The organism is Butyrivibrio sp. YAB3001 (assembly GCF_900112195.1).
GTDB lineage: Bacteria > Bacillota > Clostridia > Lachnospirales > Lachnospiraceae > Butyrivibrio.
Window position 1 is genome coordinate 106,483 of the sequence record NZ_FOKR01000008.1, and the last position, 19,880, is coordinate 126,362.

General features: G+C 38.3%; 13 protein-coding genes and 1 tRNA gene. All 14 read left to right on the top strand.

Going from position 1 to position 19,880, the window contains the following annotated elements; translation table 11 throughout:
- Window positions 1–298: 298 nt before the first annotated feature.
- The 14 genes from BM086_RS10405 (at window position 299) to BM086_RS10470 (ending at window position 19,857) form a co-directional block, all read left to right on the top strand.
- Window positions 299–2,779: a methyl-accepting chemotaxis protein gene (locus BM086_RS10405; protein WP_092326038.1), complete on the top strand. Its 2,481-nt coding sequence runs from the start codon at window positions 299–301 to the stop codon at window positions 2,777–2,779.
- A gap of 220 nt (window positions 2,780–2,999) precedes the next feature.
- Window positions 3,000–3,082: transfer RNA gene (locus BM086_RS10410), tRNA-Leu, on the top strand.
- A gap of 331 nt (window positions 3,083–3,413) precedes the next feature.
- The gene (locus BM086_RS10415) at window positions 3,414–4,496 is read left to right on the top strand and encodes an HD-GYP domain-containing protein (RefSeq protein WP_092326040.1); all 1,083 of its coding nucleotides are present in this window, start codon (window positions 3,414–3,416) and stop codon (window positions 4,494–4,496) included.
- Window positions 4,497–4,647: 151 nt separating this feature from the next.
- Window positions 4,648–6,123 (top strand): DUF6937 domain-containing protein, encoded by a 1,476-nt coding sequence (locus BM086_RS10420; protein WP_175560212.1) that lies wholly within the window; start codon window positions 4,648–4,650, stop codon window positions 6,121–6,123.
- Between the two features lie 11 nt (window positions 6,124–6,134).
- Entirely contained in the window at window positions 6,135–7,562 is a 1,428-nt protein-coding gene (locus BM086_RS10425) for a glycoside-pentoside-hexuronide (GPH):cation symporter (protein WP_092326132.1), read from the top strand.
- 201 nt (window positions 7,563–7,763) lie between these two features.
- Window positions 7,764–8,090 carry an anti-sigma factor family protein gene (locus BM086_RS10430; RefSeq protein ID WP_092326044.1) on the top strand — a complete coding sequence of 109 codons (327 nt, stop codon included), beginning with the start codon at window positions 7,764–7,766 and terminating at the stop codon, window positions 8,088–8,090.
- A gap of 6 nt (window positions 8,091–8,096) precedes the next feature.
- Window positions 8,097–10,307: a DNA polymerase I gene (gene polA / locus BM086_RS10435; protein WP_092326046.1), complete on the top strand. Its 2,211-nt coding sequence runs from the start codon at window positions 8,097–8,099 to the stop codon at window positions 10,305–10,307.
- 21 nt (window positions 10,308–10,328) lie between these two features.
- Complete coding sequence (coaE, locus tag BM086_RS10440; RefSeq protein WP_092326048.1) at window positions 10,329–10,964, top strand: dephospho-CoA kinase; 636 nt, start codon at window positions 10,329–10,331, stop codon at window positions 10,962–10,964.
- 39 nt (window positions 10,965–11,003) lie between these two features.
- Window positions 11,004–13,163 carry a cell division protein FtsA gene (locus BM086_RS10445; RefSeq protein WP_092326050.1) on the top strand — a complete coding sequence of 720 codons (2,160 nt, stop codon included), beginning with the start codon at window positions 11,004–11,006 and terminating at the stop codon, window positions 13,161–13,163.
- Between the two features lie 27 nt (window positions 13,164–13,190).
- The gene (locus BM086_RS10450; RefSeq protein ID WP_092326052.1) at window positions 13,191–13,988 is read left to right on the top strand and encodes an MBL fold metallo-hydrolase; all 798 of its coding nucleotides are present in this window, start codon (window positions 13,191–13,193) and stop codon (window positions 13,986–13,988) included.
- A gap of 138 nt (window positions 13,989–14,126) precedes the next feature.
- Window positions 14,127–17,255 (top strand): ATP-binding protein, encoded by a 3,129-nt coding sequence (locus tag BM086_RS10455; RefSeq protein ID WP_092326054.1) that lies wholly within the window; start codon window positions 14,127–14,129, stop codon window positions 17,253–17,255.
- Window positions 17,256–17,273: 18 nt separating this feature from the next.
- A complete protein-coding gene (locus tag BM086_RS10460) occupies window positions 17,274–18,032 on the top strand; it encodes a response regulator (protein ID WP_092326056.1) in 759 nt (252 codons plus the stop codon).
- Between the two features lie 86 nt (window positions 18,033–18,118).
- Window positions 18,119–18,391 carry an ACT domain-containing protein gene (locus BM086_RS10465; RefSeq protein WP_092326058.1) on the top strand — a complete coding sequence of 91 codons (273 nt, stop codon included), beginning with the start codon at window positions 18,119–18,121 and terminating at the stop codon, window positions 18,389–18,391.
- 101 nt (window positions 18,392–18,492) lie between these two features.
- The gene (locus BM086_RS10470; protein ID WP_092326060.1) at window positions 18,493–19,857 is read left to right on the top strand and encodes a PFL family protein; all 1,365 of its coding nucleotides are present in this window, start codon (window positions 18,493–18,495) and stop codon (window positions 19,855–19,857) included.
- Window positions 19,858–19,880 lie beyond the last annotated feature (23 nt).

Here is a 19,880-nt window from a genome sequence, read left to right on the forward strand (position 1 = left end):
AGTGTATTAAAAATACAATATATACAAACAATTGTATAAATATACATCAATACACAGTATATTAGGTCAATTAATGAATAGAGAGAGAATAATCATACATAATTGTTAAAATGAGATTTAATCAGTATTTAGTGGCGTTTTCTTTCGATATAATCAATAAAAAAATCACAGAAATTTTATTATGAATTATGTCTGATATATTGTATATTGAATATAAATACACAATATTGTAATAAAGGGGAATTTGTGATTCTGGTGTAATTATGTTTCTGTGCGCATATATGAGAGGTGAATAATTATGAGTGGAAATCAGACGAAGAGTAAGAAAGCGAGTTCTTTAAGTTCTGTTAAGGGCAAAATATTTGTAATGGGTGCTTTGGGAATTGCAACAGCACTTATTATTGGTTTGGTAGGAGTTACCTCAATTACTAAGAATGCAAAGAACAGCGAACTTGCGTCAATAATCGATGATATAAATCTTCTTCAGGCCAAGAATCAGGCAGATGACGTATTATATCAATATTATGTTGATGAACAGTATATAAATGATGCACTCTCTAATCTGGAACAAATGCAGTCAGAGTCATTAGAGTTTGAGAAAAAAGCAGATGCAAGTTATCGTTCCTCCATTGATACCATAATTGAAAATGTTAATAAGCTAAAGGAAAATTATAATGAGATTCTGAGTATTCATTCTTCAAGAGGTTATGATGATTCAATTGGAAAATACAAGGAATTATCAGATAAATATCAGGAACTGGGCGCAAGTTTTACCAGCCTTGTAAATAATAACGACTGGGTAGAGATTCAGTGGGAAAATGCTTCCGCTGGTCTTAGTGGACCTGTTGTAAAGGCTGATGGCAAAGAGTATTCCAAGGTCAGTTATAAGCATAAGCTTCCTGAAGTCGGAAAAAGAAATAACCTCATCTTTCGTGTGGGCGGAACATTTACCTACAAAGCAAACTATTACATCACGAATATAGAACTCTCGAATGGAAAAGAAACAATTCCTGTTGACCTTACAAATGTTGAACTGATGGAAAAAGCAGGAGATGGCCTTGAAAATGCTGAAATGGCAGATTTTGACGGCAAAAGAGCTATAAAAGTCACAGGCAAATTTGATGCTGAAAATAGTAGATGGGAAGAAGTATCTACAACTCTTTCCATGATAGAGTATGACCCGGTTGCGTATCCTATACTTCAGTATGATATTTATTTTGACCAGGGAGTATTTCCTGTGGATGTAGAAGTAAAATATGGTGGCGCGGTTTCAGGTGTGTATGGCTTTGCAGGAAGATTATCAGACTTACAAAACATGATAAAGACATATACCAAACTTGTTGTAGAAGGAAAAGATATTTCGTCAAATCTAAATGAGATAGAGAGCACAATCAATGAACTTGAAGAAAATATCCCTAAGTATACAACAGACCCGGCTTTGGCTGATATATCCATGGAGTCTTTAAGCTCTTTAAAAACACTGTTTTATGAGATAAAAGATATTGATGCCAAGACTCTTTCCATAAAATCAGAAAACAGTACGATCAATTCTGACTTGAATCAGCTTTGCAGCCTTATGCAGAGCAAAGTTGTAGAAAATATGAATGCAGTCAGGTCAAGTGTGTATGTCATCATCATCGTTGTCCTTATTATCGGTATTGTTATACTTGTCTACATACTTGCAAGAGTCAGTATCGGAATCAACAAGAGCGTTAAATCATTCGACATGGCAATTAATGAGATTGCGTCAGGAAATATATCAACAAGAGCTGATTCTTCAGGAAGAGACGAATTTGCGGTATTTGCATCAAGTCTTAATGATTTTATGGATACACTGGAAGATACTATTTCCAATGTAAAGAAAGTAACAGATGTTTTGACGGATGCGGGTATTTCCCTTGAAGAAAGCGCAATGCGAACCAAGGACGTTGCAAGTGAGATAAACGGGACCATCAGTGATATTTCAAAAGGTGCTGATGAGCAGGCTAAGGATATCGAGTCATCTTCTCAGAGGGTTGTTGACATCAGGAATAACATTCAGCAAATCCTTGAAAGTGTAGCAACTCTTTCTGATAAGGCTGCTGATATGGAAGCGAAGGGAAAAGAAGCTACCGGCAATATGGAAGGACTGACAAAATCAAGTGATTCCACAAATGAGGCCTTTTCAAGAATTGTTGAGCAGGTTAAAAAGACAGATGATTCTGTAGGCAAAATTCAGGAAGCAGTCAGCCTTATTTCTTCAGTGGCAAATCAGATAAATCTGCTTTCACTTAATGCCAGCATAGAGGCTGCAAGAGCAGGAGAAGCGGGCAAGGGCTTTGCTGTAGTTGCCAGTGAAATCTCAAAACTTGCAGATCAGACTAATCAGTCTACAGGAATTATCGAAGGCATTATTTCAGATCTGTCTGAAGAATCAAATCGTACAGTTGCAACAATCAATGAAGTCACAGAACGAATTGAAGAGCAGAAAAACAATATTGACTCAACAAATGAGATATTTGGTATAGTCAGCACAGGAATAGACTTTACCGGAGAATCTGTTGTGGATGTTCTTGGTCAGGCAAGGTCTTGTGATAAAGCAGGAGAAGTAGTGGTTGACCTTATGACAAATCTTTCTGCAATTTCACAGGAAAATGCTGCTTCAGCTGAGACGGCTTCAACTTCAATGAATCAGCTTAACAATGAAACAGCCATGCTTGCAGATACATCTGCAGAACTAAAGAGACTTGCTGAAGAACTTAAAGAAAATCTTGAATTCTTTAAGATAAAAAATCAGTGATCAGTAAAAGTACAAAGCTAAGCTTTAAACTTTTTTGATACGCATATTTGTACCCCCCCTCCCAAGAGGCCTGCTAAGATTCTGCGTTACTTAGCAGGCCTTTTACCTGTTCATTTGACCCATTTTACTTTTTGAAATTATATACTTGAATAAATACAATACTTGTGATATATTAAAGAAGTTGTACGCCACAAGATGTTAGGCGATAATAATTAAATATGCCGGTGTGTCGGAATGGCAGACGATGCAGACTCAAAATCTGTTGTCCGCAAGGGCGTGTGGGTTCAAGTCCCACCACCGGCACTATTAGAACTCAGCAATGTTTTGCTGAGTTTTTTTGTTTTATAAGAAATTGGTTCACACTCCTATGAAATGAAAATGCTCCGTTATGGACGCGATTGATGTACAAAGAGTTGCAAAGAAACTCTTTGTCCTTGAATAAGTCCTATTACATAAAAAAGCTCAATTCTGGATCTTACGCCGTAATATGGCGTCCGGTAAAAAAATCACACCTTTTTCGAAATCCTTTTCCCACCTTCATGCAAATACTCTAATGCGATTTTGACGCAAAAGTGTTATAATAGTAACGCACAGCTGTATAAATTGATTCGGTATTACATATGGGAAAAATTGCATGAAGCTTGTTTCTGTCGATAAATTAGAGCCTGGACTGGTTGTGTCCGAGAATATATATACCATTGATGACCGCTTGGTGCTTCCTAAGGGGACTGTCCTTGACGATAAGGACATTGCCCGTATTAAAGCACATTCTCTTTACAATATATTCGTCGAGGACTATAAAAGAAATCCGCCTCCAAAGGATGAAAAGCCTAAGGAGGAATTGTCCTATCTTGAGAAACTCAAAAGATCTGAGCAATTTATCAAATTCAAAGAGCATATCGAGGAAAACGCAGAAAAGCTTGAAGAATCCTTCAGGATGATTGCCAATGGCACTATGCAGCTGGATATCGAAAAACTTACTGATCCTGTTTATCATCTTTTTGTAGAGGGGGGAGGAACAGCAGGCATTTTTGATATGCTTCATAATCTTAGAGACAACAGTGACGCTGTCTACATGCACTCATTAAATGTTTCACTTATAAGCAATACCATAGCTACGTGGATGAGACTGCCTGAAGAACAGGTGCAGCTTGCCACTGCAGGAGGCCTTATTCATGATATAGGCAAGCTTATGGTGCCACAGAATCTTTTGAATAAAAAAACTCCTCTTAATCCGCAGGAGCAGATGATTCTAAGAGAGCATGTAAAAAAAGGCTATGAGCTTGTACTTCACAAAGATATCGACAGTCATATTAAAAATTGTGTGCTGATGCATCATGAGTTAAGAGATGGCTCAGGTTATCCCCTGGGACTTAAGACTCAGCAGATAGATGACATTGCATCAATAGTTGTTGTTGCAAATATTTATGATGAAATGACTTCAAAGAGATCATCGAGAGAGGCAATCTGTCCTTTCACTGTAATTGAGATGTTTGAGGAAGTCGGAATAGAAAAATTTGATCCTAACGTTATCATGACGTTTCTTTCTAATATAGTTAATACATTTATTGCTAATCGTGTAATGCTGAGCACCGGACAGGTGGGAGACATTATCTTTATTAATCCTACTCATCTTTCTAAACCTGTGGTCAAATGCGGTACTGAATACATTGATCTACAGGCTAAAAAAGGTATATCCATTATCTCGTTGGTATAATTGCACAAAAGCGGGAAACGAAATTTGTAAAAAGCGTTTCTTGCAGTATTTAAGCCAGTGATGTTATTATTTCATTGTGGAAACTAAGTAATATGTTTTGGTTTCCTTAACCAAATAATCACTTGCCAAAGTTGGCAGAATGGAAGAAAACATGACTGACAGATCGAGAATTATTTTTGGTAATAAGATTAGCGACAAAGACTATAATAGCGCAGTTAAATCTAAAAAAGGCTACATAAAAAAATATGGTGATGATTCTGCCACAGATTATAAGGCTAATGTTACGGATAACAGCGTAATAGGACCCCTTCTTGGCGTTAAGAATATAGTAGTTTCTTCTAAAAAAACATCCGGCGAGGCAATTGATCCTGATAAGGGAATCATTGTTGGAAATATCCGTATGGGCTTTGGGCATTACAGAATATCAATGGCTATGGCATCATATGCAAAACATCTTGGATATACACCTTACTGGATGGATCTTAATTCATATCCTGAGACAACATGTACCAAGGTCATAGGACATCAGAATGAGCTTTATTCACTTGGTTCAAGACTTTCCAAGAATCCGATTTTTAATAAACTGGTGTGGGAACCTACCAATTACGAAGGCTTCAGAGCACTGACCTATAATGCAAAGGATCAGAAGAATGCAGAGCTTATGGCACCTGTTTATAAAGATGTGCCTAAGGATATTCCGGTTATTGCAACTCATGTATGGCCTGCACAGGCTGCAATTCATGCAGGAATGAAGAATGTAGTTAATGCAATTCCTGATAACTGGCCGATGGCGCTTCATTTGTCTGAAGGAAGCGTTCATACAATTCAGTGTAAAAATGCGTATATGGGTTACCGCATTTTAAATGGAATGAATAAAAAGAATGTATGTCAGCCTATGCCACAGGAGTCTCTTGTTTACACAGGTCATTATATTGATTATGAACTTGTCAGCAATATAGAAAAAGACTGTGAAGAGAGATTAAACAGAAAGAAAAATGGAAAACCGATGCGTTTCCTTCTTACAATTGGAGGAGCAGGAGCTCAGAAGGAAATATTTGCTGAGATAATAAGGCATCTCATTCCTTATATCAAACAGAATAAAGCAATGCTTTATATCAACGTTGGTGATTACAGAAATGTATGGGATCAGCTTATAAATGAGATTCCTGATATGGCTGCTTTAAAGACAGAGCATATGGATGATTGGAATGATACTCTTGCTTTCACAGAAAAAGCATTGAATCCGGAAGAGAACATTACGGGTATACATGGTTTTTATCACAAAGACATCTTTGAAGCTGTTTATACAACAAACCTTTTGATGAGAAGCTGTGACGTCCTTGTTACAAAGCCTAGTGAACTTGCTTTTTATCCGGTTCCGAAGCTCTTTATAAAGAGAGTTGGTAAGCATGAGATGTGGGGGGCTATCCACTCTGCTGAGATTGGGGATGGAACACTGGAGTGCAGAGATATTCCGCATACAGTACAGATGCTTGACCAGTTCCTTGAAACAGAGCTTCTGGATGAGATGTGTGAATCCATAGTTCTTAACAAAAAAATGGGTATTTATGATGGGGCGAAAAAAGTAGTAGAGCTTGCGATGAAGCTTAAGGAGGGAAATAACTAATGGAACAAAAAATGAAACTGTCAGGTGCAGCCAAGGCATCCTATGGTCTTGGAGCGGTTGGTAAAGATATGGTGTACATGCTGTCTGCATCATATGTACTTTATTACTTTCAGGATATTTTAGGCGTCAGTGCTGCAGCAATGGGTGTTATTCTTATGGTTGCCCGTGTGTTTGACGCATTTAATGACCCGATCATGGGTGCAGTTGTAGCCAAGACAAAGACAAGATGGGGAAAATTCAGACCCTGGCTTTTGATTGGAACTGTTACAAATGCAATAATTCTTTATCTTATGTTTTCTGCTCCGCCTGCACTTGATGCCAGTGGCATGGTAGCTTATGCGGCTGTTACATATATCTTATGGGGTGTTACATATACAATGATGGATATTCCATATTGGTCAATGATTCCTGCGTTTACTGAAGGGGGTAAGGAAAGAGAAGGCCTTACAACTTTGGCTCGTTCCTGCGCAGGCGTTGGATCCGCGGTTATAACCATCATCACGGTCAAATCAGTATCTGCACTTGGCCATATGTTTGGCGGAACAGGAATAAGTGATCGTGAAGTAGAGAGAATTGGTTTCTCTTACTTCGCAATCGCTATAGCGATTTTGTTTGTTTTATTTACAATAATCTGCTGCATTAATGTAAAAGAGAAATCAACAGTTGATATGAAGACTGCAACTGTTGGAGAAATGTTCAAGGCACTTATCTCAAATGACCAGGCTATGGCTGTAGTTGTAGCAATTGTTATTGTAAACTGTTCAATCTACATTACATCAAACCTTGTAATCTATTTCTTTAAATATGATTTTGGCGGCGCAGGCTGGAGAGATGATTATACACTGTTCTCAACCTTTGGCGGTGGAATACAGATACTTGCAATGATGCTCTTGTATCCATTCCTGAGAAAGTTCTTTACATCAATAAAGATTTATTTCATCAGTATGGGAATGGCAATTTGCGGATATATTTCACTTCTTGTATTGGCATCAACATCTATGACTAATGTATTATTACTCTTTATTCCAGGATTCTTTATCTTTGGAGCTAACGGAATGCTTGCGGTAATCACAACTGTATTCCTTGCAAACACTGTTGACTACGGTGACCTTAAGAATAATCGCCGCGATGAGTCAGTTATATTCTCAATGCAGACCTTCGTTGTAAAACTTGCTTCCGGTGTATCAGCATTTATCGCTGCACTTGCGCTTCAGGTACTTGCACTTTCTAATGACACAGAAGCTTCTGCAACAGCAATCGACTATTCACTTGGTGTTGATACAGCTCAGAAGATGGGACTTAGAATGACAATGACTCTTATACCTATTGCAGGTCTTGTATTTGCAATCTTCTGGTTTAAGAAAAAATACATTCTGACTGATGAAAAGCTTCAGGAAATATCAGTTGAACTTGTTCAGAGAAAAACTAAGGATATGTAATCCTTCAAAAAAAGGGTGGTTTCTGCCAATGCTTTCAGGGCGGTGCGCAGATTGCCACCCTTTTAATTTTATGCGTTTTATTGTATTCTATATGTTGTAGTGTTTTATAGTAAACGTCAGATATATCTGGTGTTCACTATATGTTTACAGCCATTTTTTAATACAACATATTGGAAGAATCACAACAAAAAGAGTGATACTATGACATGCAAAAATGCTGATAAGATCATTACACAATTTTTGGATGATGATCTTAATAATCAAGAACTTGGAGATTTTTTGAATCATATTGATAACTGCCCGGAGTGCAAGGAGGAACTGACAATTCAGTTCCTCGTTAAAGTTGGCATGAAGAGACTTGAGGATGGAAATAATTTCAACCTTAAGTATGAGCTTGATAATATGCTAGGTGATGCGAGAAAAAGGCTGAATATGAGAAGATATCTTTTCTTTGCCAGCCTTATCCTTGAATTCTTAGTTGCAGCGCTTGCGGTATCCACAGTTGTATTAGCTATAGCAATCGGGTGAGAGATTATGTCAGAAAAAATATTAGAGATTTCATTGAATGAATATGTGAGTAATGCCTATAATAGCATTCCTGTGTTTACAGATGCTGACGGTAATCAGATAAGCGGAATTTATGGAACTTTGTTTAAGCTGATAAATGTTTTAAAAAGCGGTGACTTTGAGCAGATGAGAGTAGCTGAAAAAGGCTCAGAGGATGCTTTAAACAAGGACAGTGCAGCAGTTGGATTGCAGGTTGAAAAGCTTAAGGAGATACTTAAGCTTTTTTCAGTAAGTGAAGAGGAAATCCTTGTTCCTGTAAATGAGGAATTCATAAGCAGTCTTGAAGAGAAACTTAACCTGTTTTCTCCTGACGGAAAAGCAAAGGCAGTTCCTCAGTTTACTCTTAAGATGAAGGCTACTTCTGATTTAAGCGAAGTAGATGCGTTGTTCCAAAATGCCATGGAAACAGGAAGTAAAAAAGACAACTTCGTATCATATTATTTTTTGACAGATGTTGTTCAGAATTCTGACAATAAGCGAAAAGACATTATTGGAATGTCGTTGTGTTTTGGAGAAGAAGAGGCCTTTTTTATTCGGGTTGAGAATTTTATCACTGCTGATTATCTGGGGAAAAAGCTTGAAGCCTTAAGTGAGAAGGTATCTCTTGTTACCTTTGATATCAAAGAGAGTTACAGAGTATTTACTCCAAATGAAATAAAGATCAGAACGGAAGGCTTTGATATGGCGGCTTTTGAAAATAAAGCAGCTTTTGATGCAACGCCTAAATGTACTGATGTCTTGATTGGAGCGTATCTTTTAAATCCAAATAAAAATGATTATGAACCATCGGATGTTTCCAAGGAATATTTAAGCCTTAATCTCCCCAAAAAGAATGATCTGTTTGGAAAGGCAAGTCTAAGAAAAGCAGATGAGAAGATAGTTACAGATTATGCCTGCAAGATAGCTTATGTCTGTTATAAAGCATCTCCTTTGATACAAAAAAAGCTTTCGAAAGAAGGAATGGAGAATCTTTTTTATCAGATAGAAATGCCGCTTTCCTATATTCTTTTTGCAATGGAAAAAGAAGGTATTATTGCTAAAAGAGATGAACTTAAGGTATATGGAGATAAGCTTCAGGTAAGAATCAGTGAACTTGAAAAAGCAATTTATGAAGCGGCCGGACTTACCTTTAATATTAATTCTCCAAAACAATTAGGAGAGGTACTTTTTGAAAAGTTAGGACTCCCTGCTGAGAAGAAGACAAAGAGCGGTTATTCAACTGCGGCAGATGTTCTGGAAAAACTGGCTCCGGAGCACAAGATTGTTGCAGACATATTGGAATACAGGGGGCTTTCTAAATTGAAATCCACCTATGCTGATGGCCTTACAGCTTTTATTGAGAGTGATGACAGGATACATACAAGCTTTAATCAGACAATAACTGCAACGGGAAGAATCAGTTCTACAGATCCGAATCTTCAGAATATTCCTATGAGAACTGAGCTTGGCAGACTTATCAGAAAAGTTTTTGTTCCTAAGGACGGATATGTTTTTGCGGATGCTGACTATTCACAGATTGAGCTTAGGATTCTTGCACATATGTCTGAGGATAAAGAGCTTATTTCTGCGTATCATGAAGGAAAGGACATTCATGGAATAACTGCTTCTAAAGTATTTCATGTACCTTTTGAAGAGGTAACTCCACTCCAGAGAAGGAGCGCAAAAGCTGTCAATTTCGGAATTGTTTATGGAATCAGCGCCTTTGGACTTTCACAGGACCTTTCAATCAGTGTTGGTGAAGCCAAAGATTATATGGAGAAATATTTTGAAACTTACCCGGGGGTTAGAGATTACCAGGATAAAGTAATACAGGATGCCAAGGCAAAGGGCTACAGTCTTACCATGTTTGGAAGAAAGAGGCCTATTCCTGAACTCAAGGCAAGTAATTTCAATTTAAGGCAGTTTGGTGAGAGAGTTGCGATGAATGCGCCTATTCAGGGAACTGCTGCTGATATCATGAAGATTGCGATGATAAATGTCTTTTTCAGGATAAAAAAAGAAAATCTTAAGTCAAGACTGATACTTCAGATTCACGACGAACTTGTAATAGAGACCGCTGATGATGAGAAAGATAAGGTTACAGAGCTTCTGACCCAGGAGATGGAGAAAGCAGCAGCTTTGCTTGTTCCACTTGAAGCTGAATGCCATATCGGAAGCGACTGGTATGAGGCTAAATGATTTTTATTATAGGAGATTGCAATGGGAGAGCTTAAAGTCGGTAAGACGAACATTATTGGGATAACAGGAGGTGTTGGCGCCGGCAAGAGCACTGTCCTTGAATATATTAAACAAAATTACAATTGCAGGGTTATCCTGTCTGATGATGTTGCAAATGATATAAAAAAGAAGGGATATCCGGCCTATGACGAGCTTGTAGAGCTTCTTGGCAGAGAAATCCTGGGGGAAGATGGTGAGATAGACAGAAAGAAAATGGCGGATGCTATTTTTAATAATAAAAATAAACTAAAAAAAGTCAATAATATTTTGCATCCTGCGGTAAATACCTTTATTATTAATATTATAGAGAGTGAAAAACAAAGTGGGAAATTAGATTTTGTTTTTGTTGAAGCAGCTCTTTTGATAGAGAATGGATATGACAAGATCGCTGATGAATTATGGTATGTGTATGCGTCAGAAGAGATAAGAAGAAAGCGGCTTAAAAAGTCGAGGGGCTATACTGATGAGAAGATAACTGATATTTTCAGTAAGCAGCTTGATGACGCGACATTCAGAGAGCATTGCCAATTTACCATAGATAACAGCGACAGTATTACATCGGCTGCAAAACAGATAGATTCCAGATTATCTGATTGGAATAAGGAACCTGCCACATAATATTGCAGTAATCTAATAATAGGGGGATTGGAAAAGAGTATGCCTAGTTTGGAACAAGCAGATCAGAAGGTTGTTTTTGGACTTGATATCGGAACCAGAAGTGTTGTCGGAACTGTCGGTTATATGAAAGATAACCAGTTCAATGTAATAGCACAGGCTGTTGAAATGCATCAGACCAGGGCTATGCTTGACGGACAGATCCATGATATTGGCAAGGTCGGTATGACAATCCGCCTTGTAAAAGAAGAACTTGAACAGCAGACCGATATGCATCTGACAGATGTCTGCATAGCAGCTGCCGGTCGTGTTCTGAAAACGGTACGTATTATTTATGATTATGAGTATCCTGAAGGACATACAATTACCGATGAAGATATTTATAATCTGGATTCTTCTGCAGTAGAGAAGGCTTATGCCCAATTTATTGAGAATAATGATTCCGGACTTAAATTTTATCTTGTGGGATACTCTGTTATGCATTATTATCTTGATGGGTATCAGATAGCAAATCTTGAGGGACATAATGCAGGCAAGGTGAGTGTGGAACTTATTGCCACATTCCTTCCTGATGACTGCGTTGATGGTCTTTACAAGGCATGTGAGAGGGCTGGTTTAATGGTTGCTAATCTTACACTCGAGCCTATCGCAGCCATGATGATCGCAATTCCCGACAGATTCAGAATGCTGAATCTGGCCCTTGTTGATGTGGGCGCAGGAACATCCGATATTTGTATTACAGATGACGGTTCCATCACTGCATACGGCATGCTTCCTATAGCCGGTGATGATATGACTGAGATGATCGCAAGGAACTGCCTTGTTGACTTTAATTCCGCAGATGAGATTAAAATTGCCGCAAGCCATAATAGTGAAGTTAAATATGTTGACATCATGGGGCTTGAGAAGACCATTACTGCTAAAGAGATTTCCAAGATCTTAAAGCCTAAGGTAGAAGAAATGGCTAAGAAGGCAGTTAATGAGATAAAACGTCTTAATGGCGACAAGCCTGTAAGTGCTGTGTTTGTTGTGGGCGGTGGTGGAAGAGTTCAGGGATACACTGAAGCGATCGCCAAAGAAATGGGAATTCCTGAGGAGCGTGTTGCTCTTAGAGGTGAGGAAGTAATGAAAAATATTACTTTCCTTAATAGTGATGGACTTGAGAGAGATTCATTGCTGGTCACACCTCTTGGAATATGCTTTAGCTATTATGAAGAGGCCAATAACTTTATCTTTGTTTCTTTTAATGGAACTCAGACTAAGTTGTATGATAATGGCAAGCTTCAGATTATTGATGCAGCCATGCAGGTTGCATTTCCTAATGAAGATCTTTTCCCAAAGAGAGGTCAGGAACTGAAGTATACCGTAAATGGCAAAGAAAGAACACAGCGAGGTGGCCCGGGAGATGCTGCGGTAATCTCCCTAAACGGCAAAGCTGCGGATATTCATTCCAAGATTCATGCCAATGATATTATAAAGGTAACTCCTTCAACTGCAGGAGATCCAGGGAAAGCTACGATTGAAAGCATTCCTGAGTTTAAGACAAAGTTTAATGTCAATGTAAATGGCAAGAATGTTGAGGCTTCAAGATACGCCACAGTAAATGGCGAAGCTCAGACAGGATTTTATAGCATACAGCCGGGGGATGAAGTTAAGATTCTTGATTACAATACAGCGGCTCAGATAGCCGAGCTTTTAGATATCACTATTACAGAGGATACCATCATCATCGTCAATAATGAGCGCGGTGATCTTGACACTCCTGTATATGAGAATTTTAAGGTTGAGTTTAAGGACCAGGAAGATGCTATAATGGAATACTATTCTGATTTTCCAAGTGCAGACGAAGTGGCTGTCAGCCAGGAAAATGAGAATTCTTTTGAAAGCGACGACAACGATGTAAGACAAGTTGAAAGCAGTGAGATGCTTACGGATGAAAATGAGCAGGATGAAGATGAGGATTCTGAGAATAAAGAACCTGTAAGAAATATCCTTGCCCATGATCTTCATGTTGTTGTCAATAATGATTCAGTCACACTGCATGGAAAAGCAGATTATGTTTTTGTTGATATCTTCGATGCAATAGATTTTGATCTGTCCAAGCCAAACGGCAGAGCAATAATCACTACCTTAAATGGCAGAGAACCTGAATATATGCAATCTATCCACGAAGGGGATAAAATCGAAGTATATTGGAAGTAATATTTTATAAGTTTTTTGGGAGAGTATATGAGATTTACAAGCATTGCCAGTGGAAGCAGCGGAAACTGCACGTACATTGGCTCACAGAGTACGCATATTTTGATTGATGCGGGAACTAGCAAGAAAAAGATTGAGGAGGGACTAAGAGCTTTAGATTTAAGTCTTGCAGATATAAAAGCCATTTTTGTTACACATGAGCATACTGATCATATTTCAGCGCTTCATACTATTTTGAAAAAATATGAAATACCGATATATGCTACAAATGGAACAATTACAGGCATTAGAAATAGTGATAAAAAGAATGAAATGACAAATTCAGAGTTTATCCCTATCCTGGTGGATAAGGAGATAACTCTTGGAGATATGGTTATCAATCCTATGACTATATCTCATGATGCACTTGAACCATGTGGCTACAGAGTATATTGTGAAGGAAAAAAAATCGGTGTGGCAACTGACCTTGGTTGCTATACGGATTATACTGTTGAATGCCTTTCAAACTGCGATGCGCTTTTGCTTGAAGCTAATCATGATGTGAGAATGCTACAGACAGGGCCATATCCATATGTTTTAAAGCGCCGTATTCTTGGCGATACAGGGCATTTATCAAATGATAAGAGTGGAGAACTTCTTTGCAAGCTGTTAAATGATAAGCTTCAGGGTATTTTTCTTGGTCATTTATCCAAGGAAAACAATCTTCCTGAACTGGCTTATGAGACAGTCAGAGTTGAGATTGAGATGGGGGATAATCCATTTCATGCCAGTGATTTTCCGCTGATAGTTGCGAACAGAACAGAGATTTCTCCGGTTCTTTCATTCTGATCAGAGTACAACATATTTTTTCTATTCATTATATTTTCTGATATATGAGACGGCCATGTTGAGATGTACTATGGTTACTGTTTGGGCTAAAATGCGAGCTTTAAGAGGGTGAACAGTAACGTATTATGAGGATAAAATATGGTTCACAAAAAATATCGCCTGACCGGTGCAGAGGAGCTTAGAGAAAAGCTTTCCTCAATCAGTCAGGAAATAGATAGTATTGATTATTCAGATGGCGTGATAAACATTTTTGTCGGTAATGTTTCGGAAGATGAAGTGAGAGACATTACTTTTATGCTGAATGAACATTTTCCTAAACTGAAAGTAGTTGGTATGTCATCTGCTACATATACTATTTTATACGATATGCCAAGCACTCTTGAGCTTGGTTTTACTCTTATGACTGTTTCCAAAGTACATTCTTTTCACAGGGAATTTTATAGAGAGTCTGAGAATCTGGTTGAGAATTCTTTGGCATATGCTAAGGAATTGAATGAGAAGATAAGACAGATTCCTGAGGTTAAGTGTATCGAGATTTATTTTGCATGGCTTAAAGCTTCGGCTTCTGAATTTATTGATATTCTTTCTGAGGGACTAAATGAAGTTCCGATTTATGGTGCAATCGCCAGTGTCAATTCCATTGAGTATATGAGAAACTATATTTCTATAAGCAATAGAGATTCTATTGTGTTATCTGATAAATGGTTTGGCCCCGGAGTGGCTGCAGTTGCTTATACTGGGGAAGACCTGTATATCTATGAAGATTATATCTTGGGTTGGCAGCCGATTGGCAAATCAATGGCTGTTGATTCTCTTTGTGTTTCCAAACATGGTACGACGACAATTTGGTCTATTGATAATGAGAAAACTACAGATATTTATAAAAAATATCTTGGTGTTAATCCAAATGGATATTTTGTTACAAATGTAAGCGAATTTCCACTCGTTGTTGAAAGAAATGGTCTTTTGATTGCAAGGACACCGTCTTCGTGCGGAGATAAAGGCGAGATTTATCTTGAAGGAGATATTCGTCCGGGGGAGAAGGTAAGGTTCTCTTACGCTGAGAGAAAAGAAATACTGAGACTTACAAGAGAAGGCGCTGACAGAATGAAAGGTTTTGAACCTGAGAAGCTCTCACTCTGTCTTTGCGGAAACAGATTTTTGCTCCTGCAAAATGATGCACATTTTGAGCGGGATTATTATGCTGAAGCAAGCCCGGAAGGATACGACCTTGTGCTTGGAATGGGCGAATTATATAGATATAAAGGACAGGGCGGAGTTCTGAACAGCGCCCTTGTGGCACTTGGGATGAGAGAGGGGCTTTCAGGAGAAAAAGAGAGTCATATCATTCAAACTGCTGCAAGTCATGAGCATTATGGAACAGTTCCTTTGGCTGAAAGACTATCACACTTTCTTAAAACTATGACGGAAGAGCTGACTGCGGCAGTTGGTGAAGCAAAGGCTGCAAGTGAAGCCAAGAGTTCTTTTCTTTCTAATATGTCACATGAAATAAGAACGCCTATAAATGCGATAATAGGCATGGATGAAATGATTCTTAGAGAGTGTGATGATAAAAACGTATTGGAGTATGCTCAGAATATAAAGGCGGCAGGAAATACCCTGCTTAGCCTTGTAAATGATATTCTTGATTTCTCCAAGATTGAAGCCGGTAAAATGGATATCATACCCGTTGATTACGATTTTTCATCAGTGATAAATGATCTGATGCATATGATAAAGCCAAGAGCAGATGCCAAAAATCTGGAACTTATCTTTGACGTAGACCAGAATATTCCATGCATCCTAAATGGCGATGAGATAAGAATCAAACAGGTAATAACCAATATTCTGACTAACGCAGTTAAGTACACAGAAAAAGGAAGCGTAAAACTAAGTGTGGGATTTCAGAAAATCTCGGAAGAGAGTATTCGCTTTGATATCAGCGTAAAAGATACAGGAACCGGAATAAAACAAAAAGACCTTGAAAAGATGTTCCTGGCATTCCAGAGAGTTGACGAAAAAAGAAATAGAAATATCGAAGGAACTGGTCTTGGATTAAATATTTCACAAAGGCTTCTTGAACTTATGGGGAGCAGACTTGAAGTAAACAGCGTATATGGAGAAGGCAGCGAGTTTAAATTTGTGCTTGAGCAGAGCGTTGTGAAATGGGAGCCTATTGGTGATTTCATGGAGGCTTATAGTAGGGCTCTTGAAAAGCAGGATAATTACAAGGAAAAGTTTACTGCGCCACTTGCAAGAGTTTTGGTTGTTGATGATACTCCAATGAATATTACTGTGTTTACAGGTCTTCTTAAAAAGACACTTGTGCAGATTGATACTGCTTTAAGTGGAATGGAATGCCTTGAAAAAACACGTAAAAAGAAATATGACATTATTTTCCTTGATCACAGAATGCCTGAAATGGATGGAATTGAGACCTTGGAGGCACTTAAGGGCGAAGAGGGAAATCCAAATGTTGATACAGTAACAATAAGTCTTACTGCAAATGCTGTTTCAGGAGCAAGAGAGCAGTATATCGCTGCCGGTTTTGACGATTACCTCACAAAGCCTATTATGTCGGATAAACTTGAGGCAATGATGCTCAGATATCTGCCGGAAGATAAGATTGAGACAAGCCTTGAAAAAGATGAGCAGGAAGAAGATGAAGTGGATGAAGCGACAGATTCAGGAATTATTTCAGGGCTCTTTAATATAGCTGACCTTAATCCGCTTGAGGGCATTAAGAACTGTGGCGGAACAGATGTCTATATTCAGACAATAAGGGCTTTTATCGACAATTTTGTTGAGAACTATGACGCTATAATGAACAGCTTTAAGGATAAGGCAATAGAGAATTATACGATAAAAGTACATGCTTTAAAGAGTTCGGCAAGGATAATCGGAGCAAAGAAACTGTCACTTCTTGCAGAGAAACTTGAAAAAGCAGGAAATGAAGCAGATATAAATGCAATCATTTCAGAGACGCCGATACTTCTTTCTCTGTACAAAAAAATCGGCGATGAACTTCTTAAGAAAATGCCTGAGGATACAGGCGATGAAAATCTTGAGGAAATGGATCCGGAAGCCTTTGAGGATGCTGTCAATTCAATCAAAGAACTTGTTTATAATTATGATTATGACAGTATTACGTATATAATTGATTCAATGAATGGTTACAGAGTTCCTCCTGATAAGAAATTATTCATGGAGAAGCTAAGGCGGGCTGTAGCACATGCTGACTGGGACGAAATTGGCAGGATATTATAGCTTAATAAGGAGAGAGCAATGAAAAATATAATACTTCTCATAAGTAGCGGGTCGACATTTATGGTTGATGCATTAAGTAATGGCCTCAAAGATGCTGGCATCATGGTAATAAAGTGCGCGCCAAAGATAAGTGAGCTTGAAAAATACAAAGATAATCCGCCTGTTATTTTGTTTTATCTTGGAAGTTTTATTGATGATATAAGTGATGTTTTAGTGTATCTAAAAGATATGTGCGTTGAAAAAGATAAGATTCTTTGCACTATCGGAGATCCGCTTGAATTTGAAGCTCTTACTAAGGTCATTCCTGCTGAGATTGTAAAAGAGCATTATAACAGGCCACTCAATGTTAAAAATGTGGCGGAGAAGATGCAGATCATCATGTCAATGAACAACGAACTTGCAAAGAGAAAGAGAATTCTTTTGGTTGATGATGATCCGACTTTTTTGACGCTTATAAAATCATGGCTTGAAGATAAATACAGGGTAGTCATCGTAAATTCCGGTGTCCAGGCCATTACTTACCTTGCAACAAATACGCCTGATCTTATTTTATTAGACTATGAAATGCCAGTTACACCCGGACCCAAGGTCTTGGAGATGATAAGAAGTGAGAGTTCGACATCAACTATTCCGGTTATTTTTTTGACGGGAAAGGGTGATAAGGAAAGCGTAAAAAAAGTATTAAGCTTAAAGCCTGAAGGGTATATTTTAAAGGGGATTGATAAAGAAAAGCTTAAAAAACAGATTGATGAGTTTTTTGAAAAAAGAAAAGGATAATGGAGCAAAGCAGGAAAAAATAGAATTGACATTTATTACAGATATTGGTAATTTTGTAAGAAATGGCGTTTGCTCGGGAGGAAAATATGAATAAGACTATCATAACTGTTGTTGGTAAGGATACAGTAGGTATCATAGCCAGAGTTTGTACTTATCTGGCAGATTCAGGGATCAATATTTTAGATATTTCCCAGACTATTGTAAGCGGATATTTTAACATGATGATGATTGTTGACATGGCAGCAACCAAAAAGGATTTCAACACTGTAGCTGATGACCTTGATAAATTGGGTAATGATATTGGCGTAGTAATAAAATGTCAGAGAGAAGAAATCTTTGACTCTATGCACAGAATCTGATTATATTACGTTACTGTTTGAACAATATTGCACGAATTAGTTACTAGAGTGAGCTGCAAGCGAGTGAACAGTAACTACATTACCGTTTGGGGAGAATTAAGATGATAAATGTTACAGAAGTAGTTGAAACCAATGATATGATCGAGAAGGAAAATCTCGATGTTAGAACGATTACTCTTGGAATAAGCCTCCTTGATTGTATCAGTGATGATCTTGATGAATTAAACAGAAATATTTACAACAAGATTTATGATGCAGCTAAAGATCTTGTATCAACAGGCAATCAGATTTCAAGGGAATTTGGTATTCCTATTGTTAATAAGAGAATTTCAGTTACGCCCATTGCGCTTGTTGGAGGCGCTGCCTGCAAGACTAAAGAGGATTTTGCAAGTATTGCCAAAACTCTTGATAAGGTTGCAAAGGAAGTAGGAGTTAACTTTATTGGCGGTTATTCAGCACTTGTAAGCAAGGGAATGACTCAGGCAGACAGACTTTTGATTGAATCTATTCCGCTTGCTCTTTCTACAACCGATGTTGTATGCTCTTCAATCAACGTAGGCTCTACAAAGACAGGTATCAATATGGATGCTGTCCGTCTTATGGGAACGATTGTAAAAGAGACAGCCGAGGCTACAAAGGAAAATGATTCACTTGGTTGTGCTAAGCTCGTTATTTTCTGCAATGCGCCTGATGATAACCCATTTATGGCAGGAGCCTTCCATGGTGTGACAGAAGCAGATAAGATTATTAACGTTGGTGTTTCAGGTCCCGGCGTAGTTAAGACAGCTCTTGAAAAGGTAAGAGGAGAGAGCTTCGAAGTTCTTTGTGAGACAATCAAAAAGACAGCATTTAAGGTAACAAGAGTTGGTCAGCTTGTTGCAAAAGAGGCTTCAGAAAGACTTGGCGTACCTTTTGGAATTATTGACCTTTCCCTTGCTCCCACACCTGCAATTGGTGACAGCGTTGCTGATATTTTGCATGAGATAGGTGTTGAACATGCTGGCGCTCCAGGTACAACTGCAGCTTTGGCTCTTTTAAATGATCAGGTTAAAAAGGGCGGTGTAATGGCTTCTTCTTATGTTGGCGGTCTTTCCGGAGCATTCATTCCTGTAAGTGAAGATCAGGGAATGATAAATGCAGTAGAGGCAGGCGCACTTACTTTAGAAAAGCTTGAGGCGATGACCTGCGTATGCTCAGTAGGACTTGATATGATTGCTGTTCCCGGAGATACCAAGGATACAACAATCGCCGGAATTATTGCAGACGAAATGGCAATTGGCATGATAAATCAGAAGACAACTGCTGTAAGACTTATTCCTGTAATTGGCAAAGGAGTTGGTGAAACAGTTGAGTTTGGCGGACTTTTGGGTTACGCGCCAATTATGCCTGTTAATCAGTTTTCCTGCGATGCTTTCGTTAATCGTGGAGGTCGCATTCCAGCTCCTGTGCATAGTTTCAAGAATTAAATACATATTATTTGAGTATACCC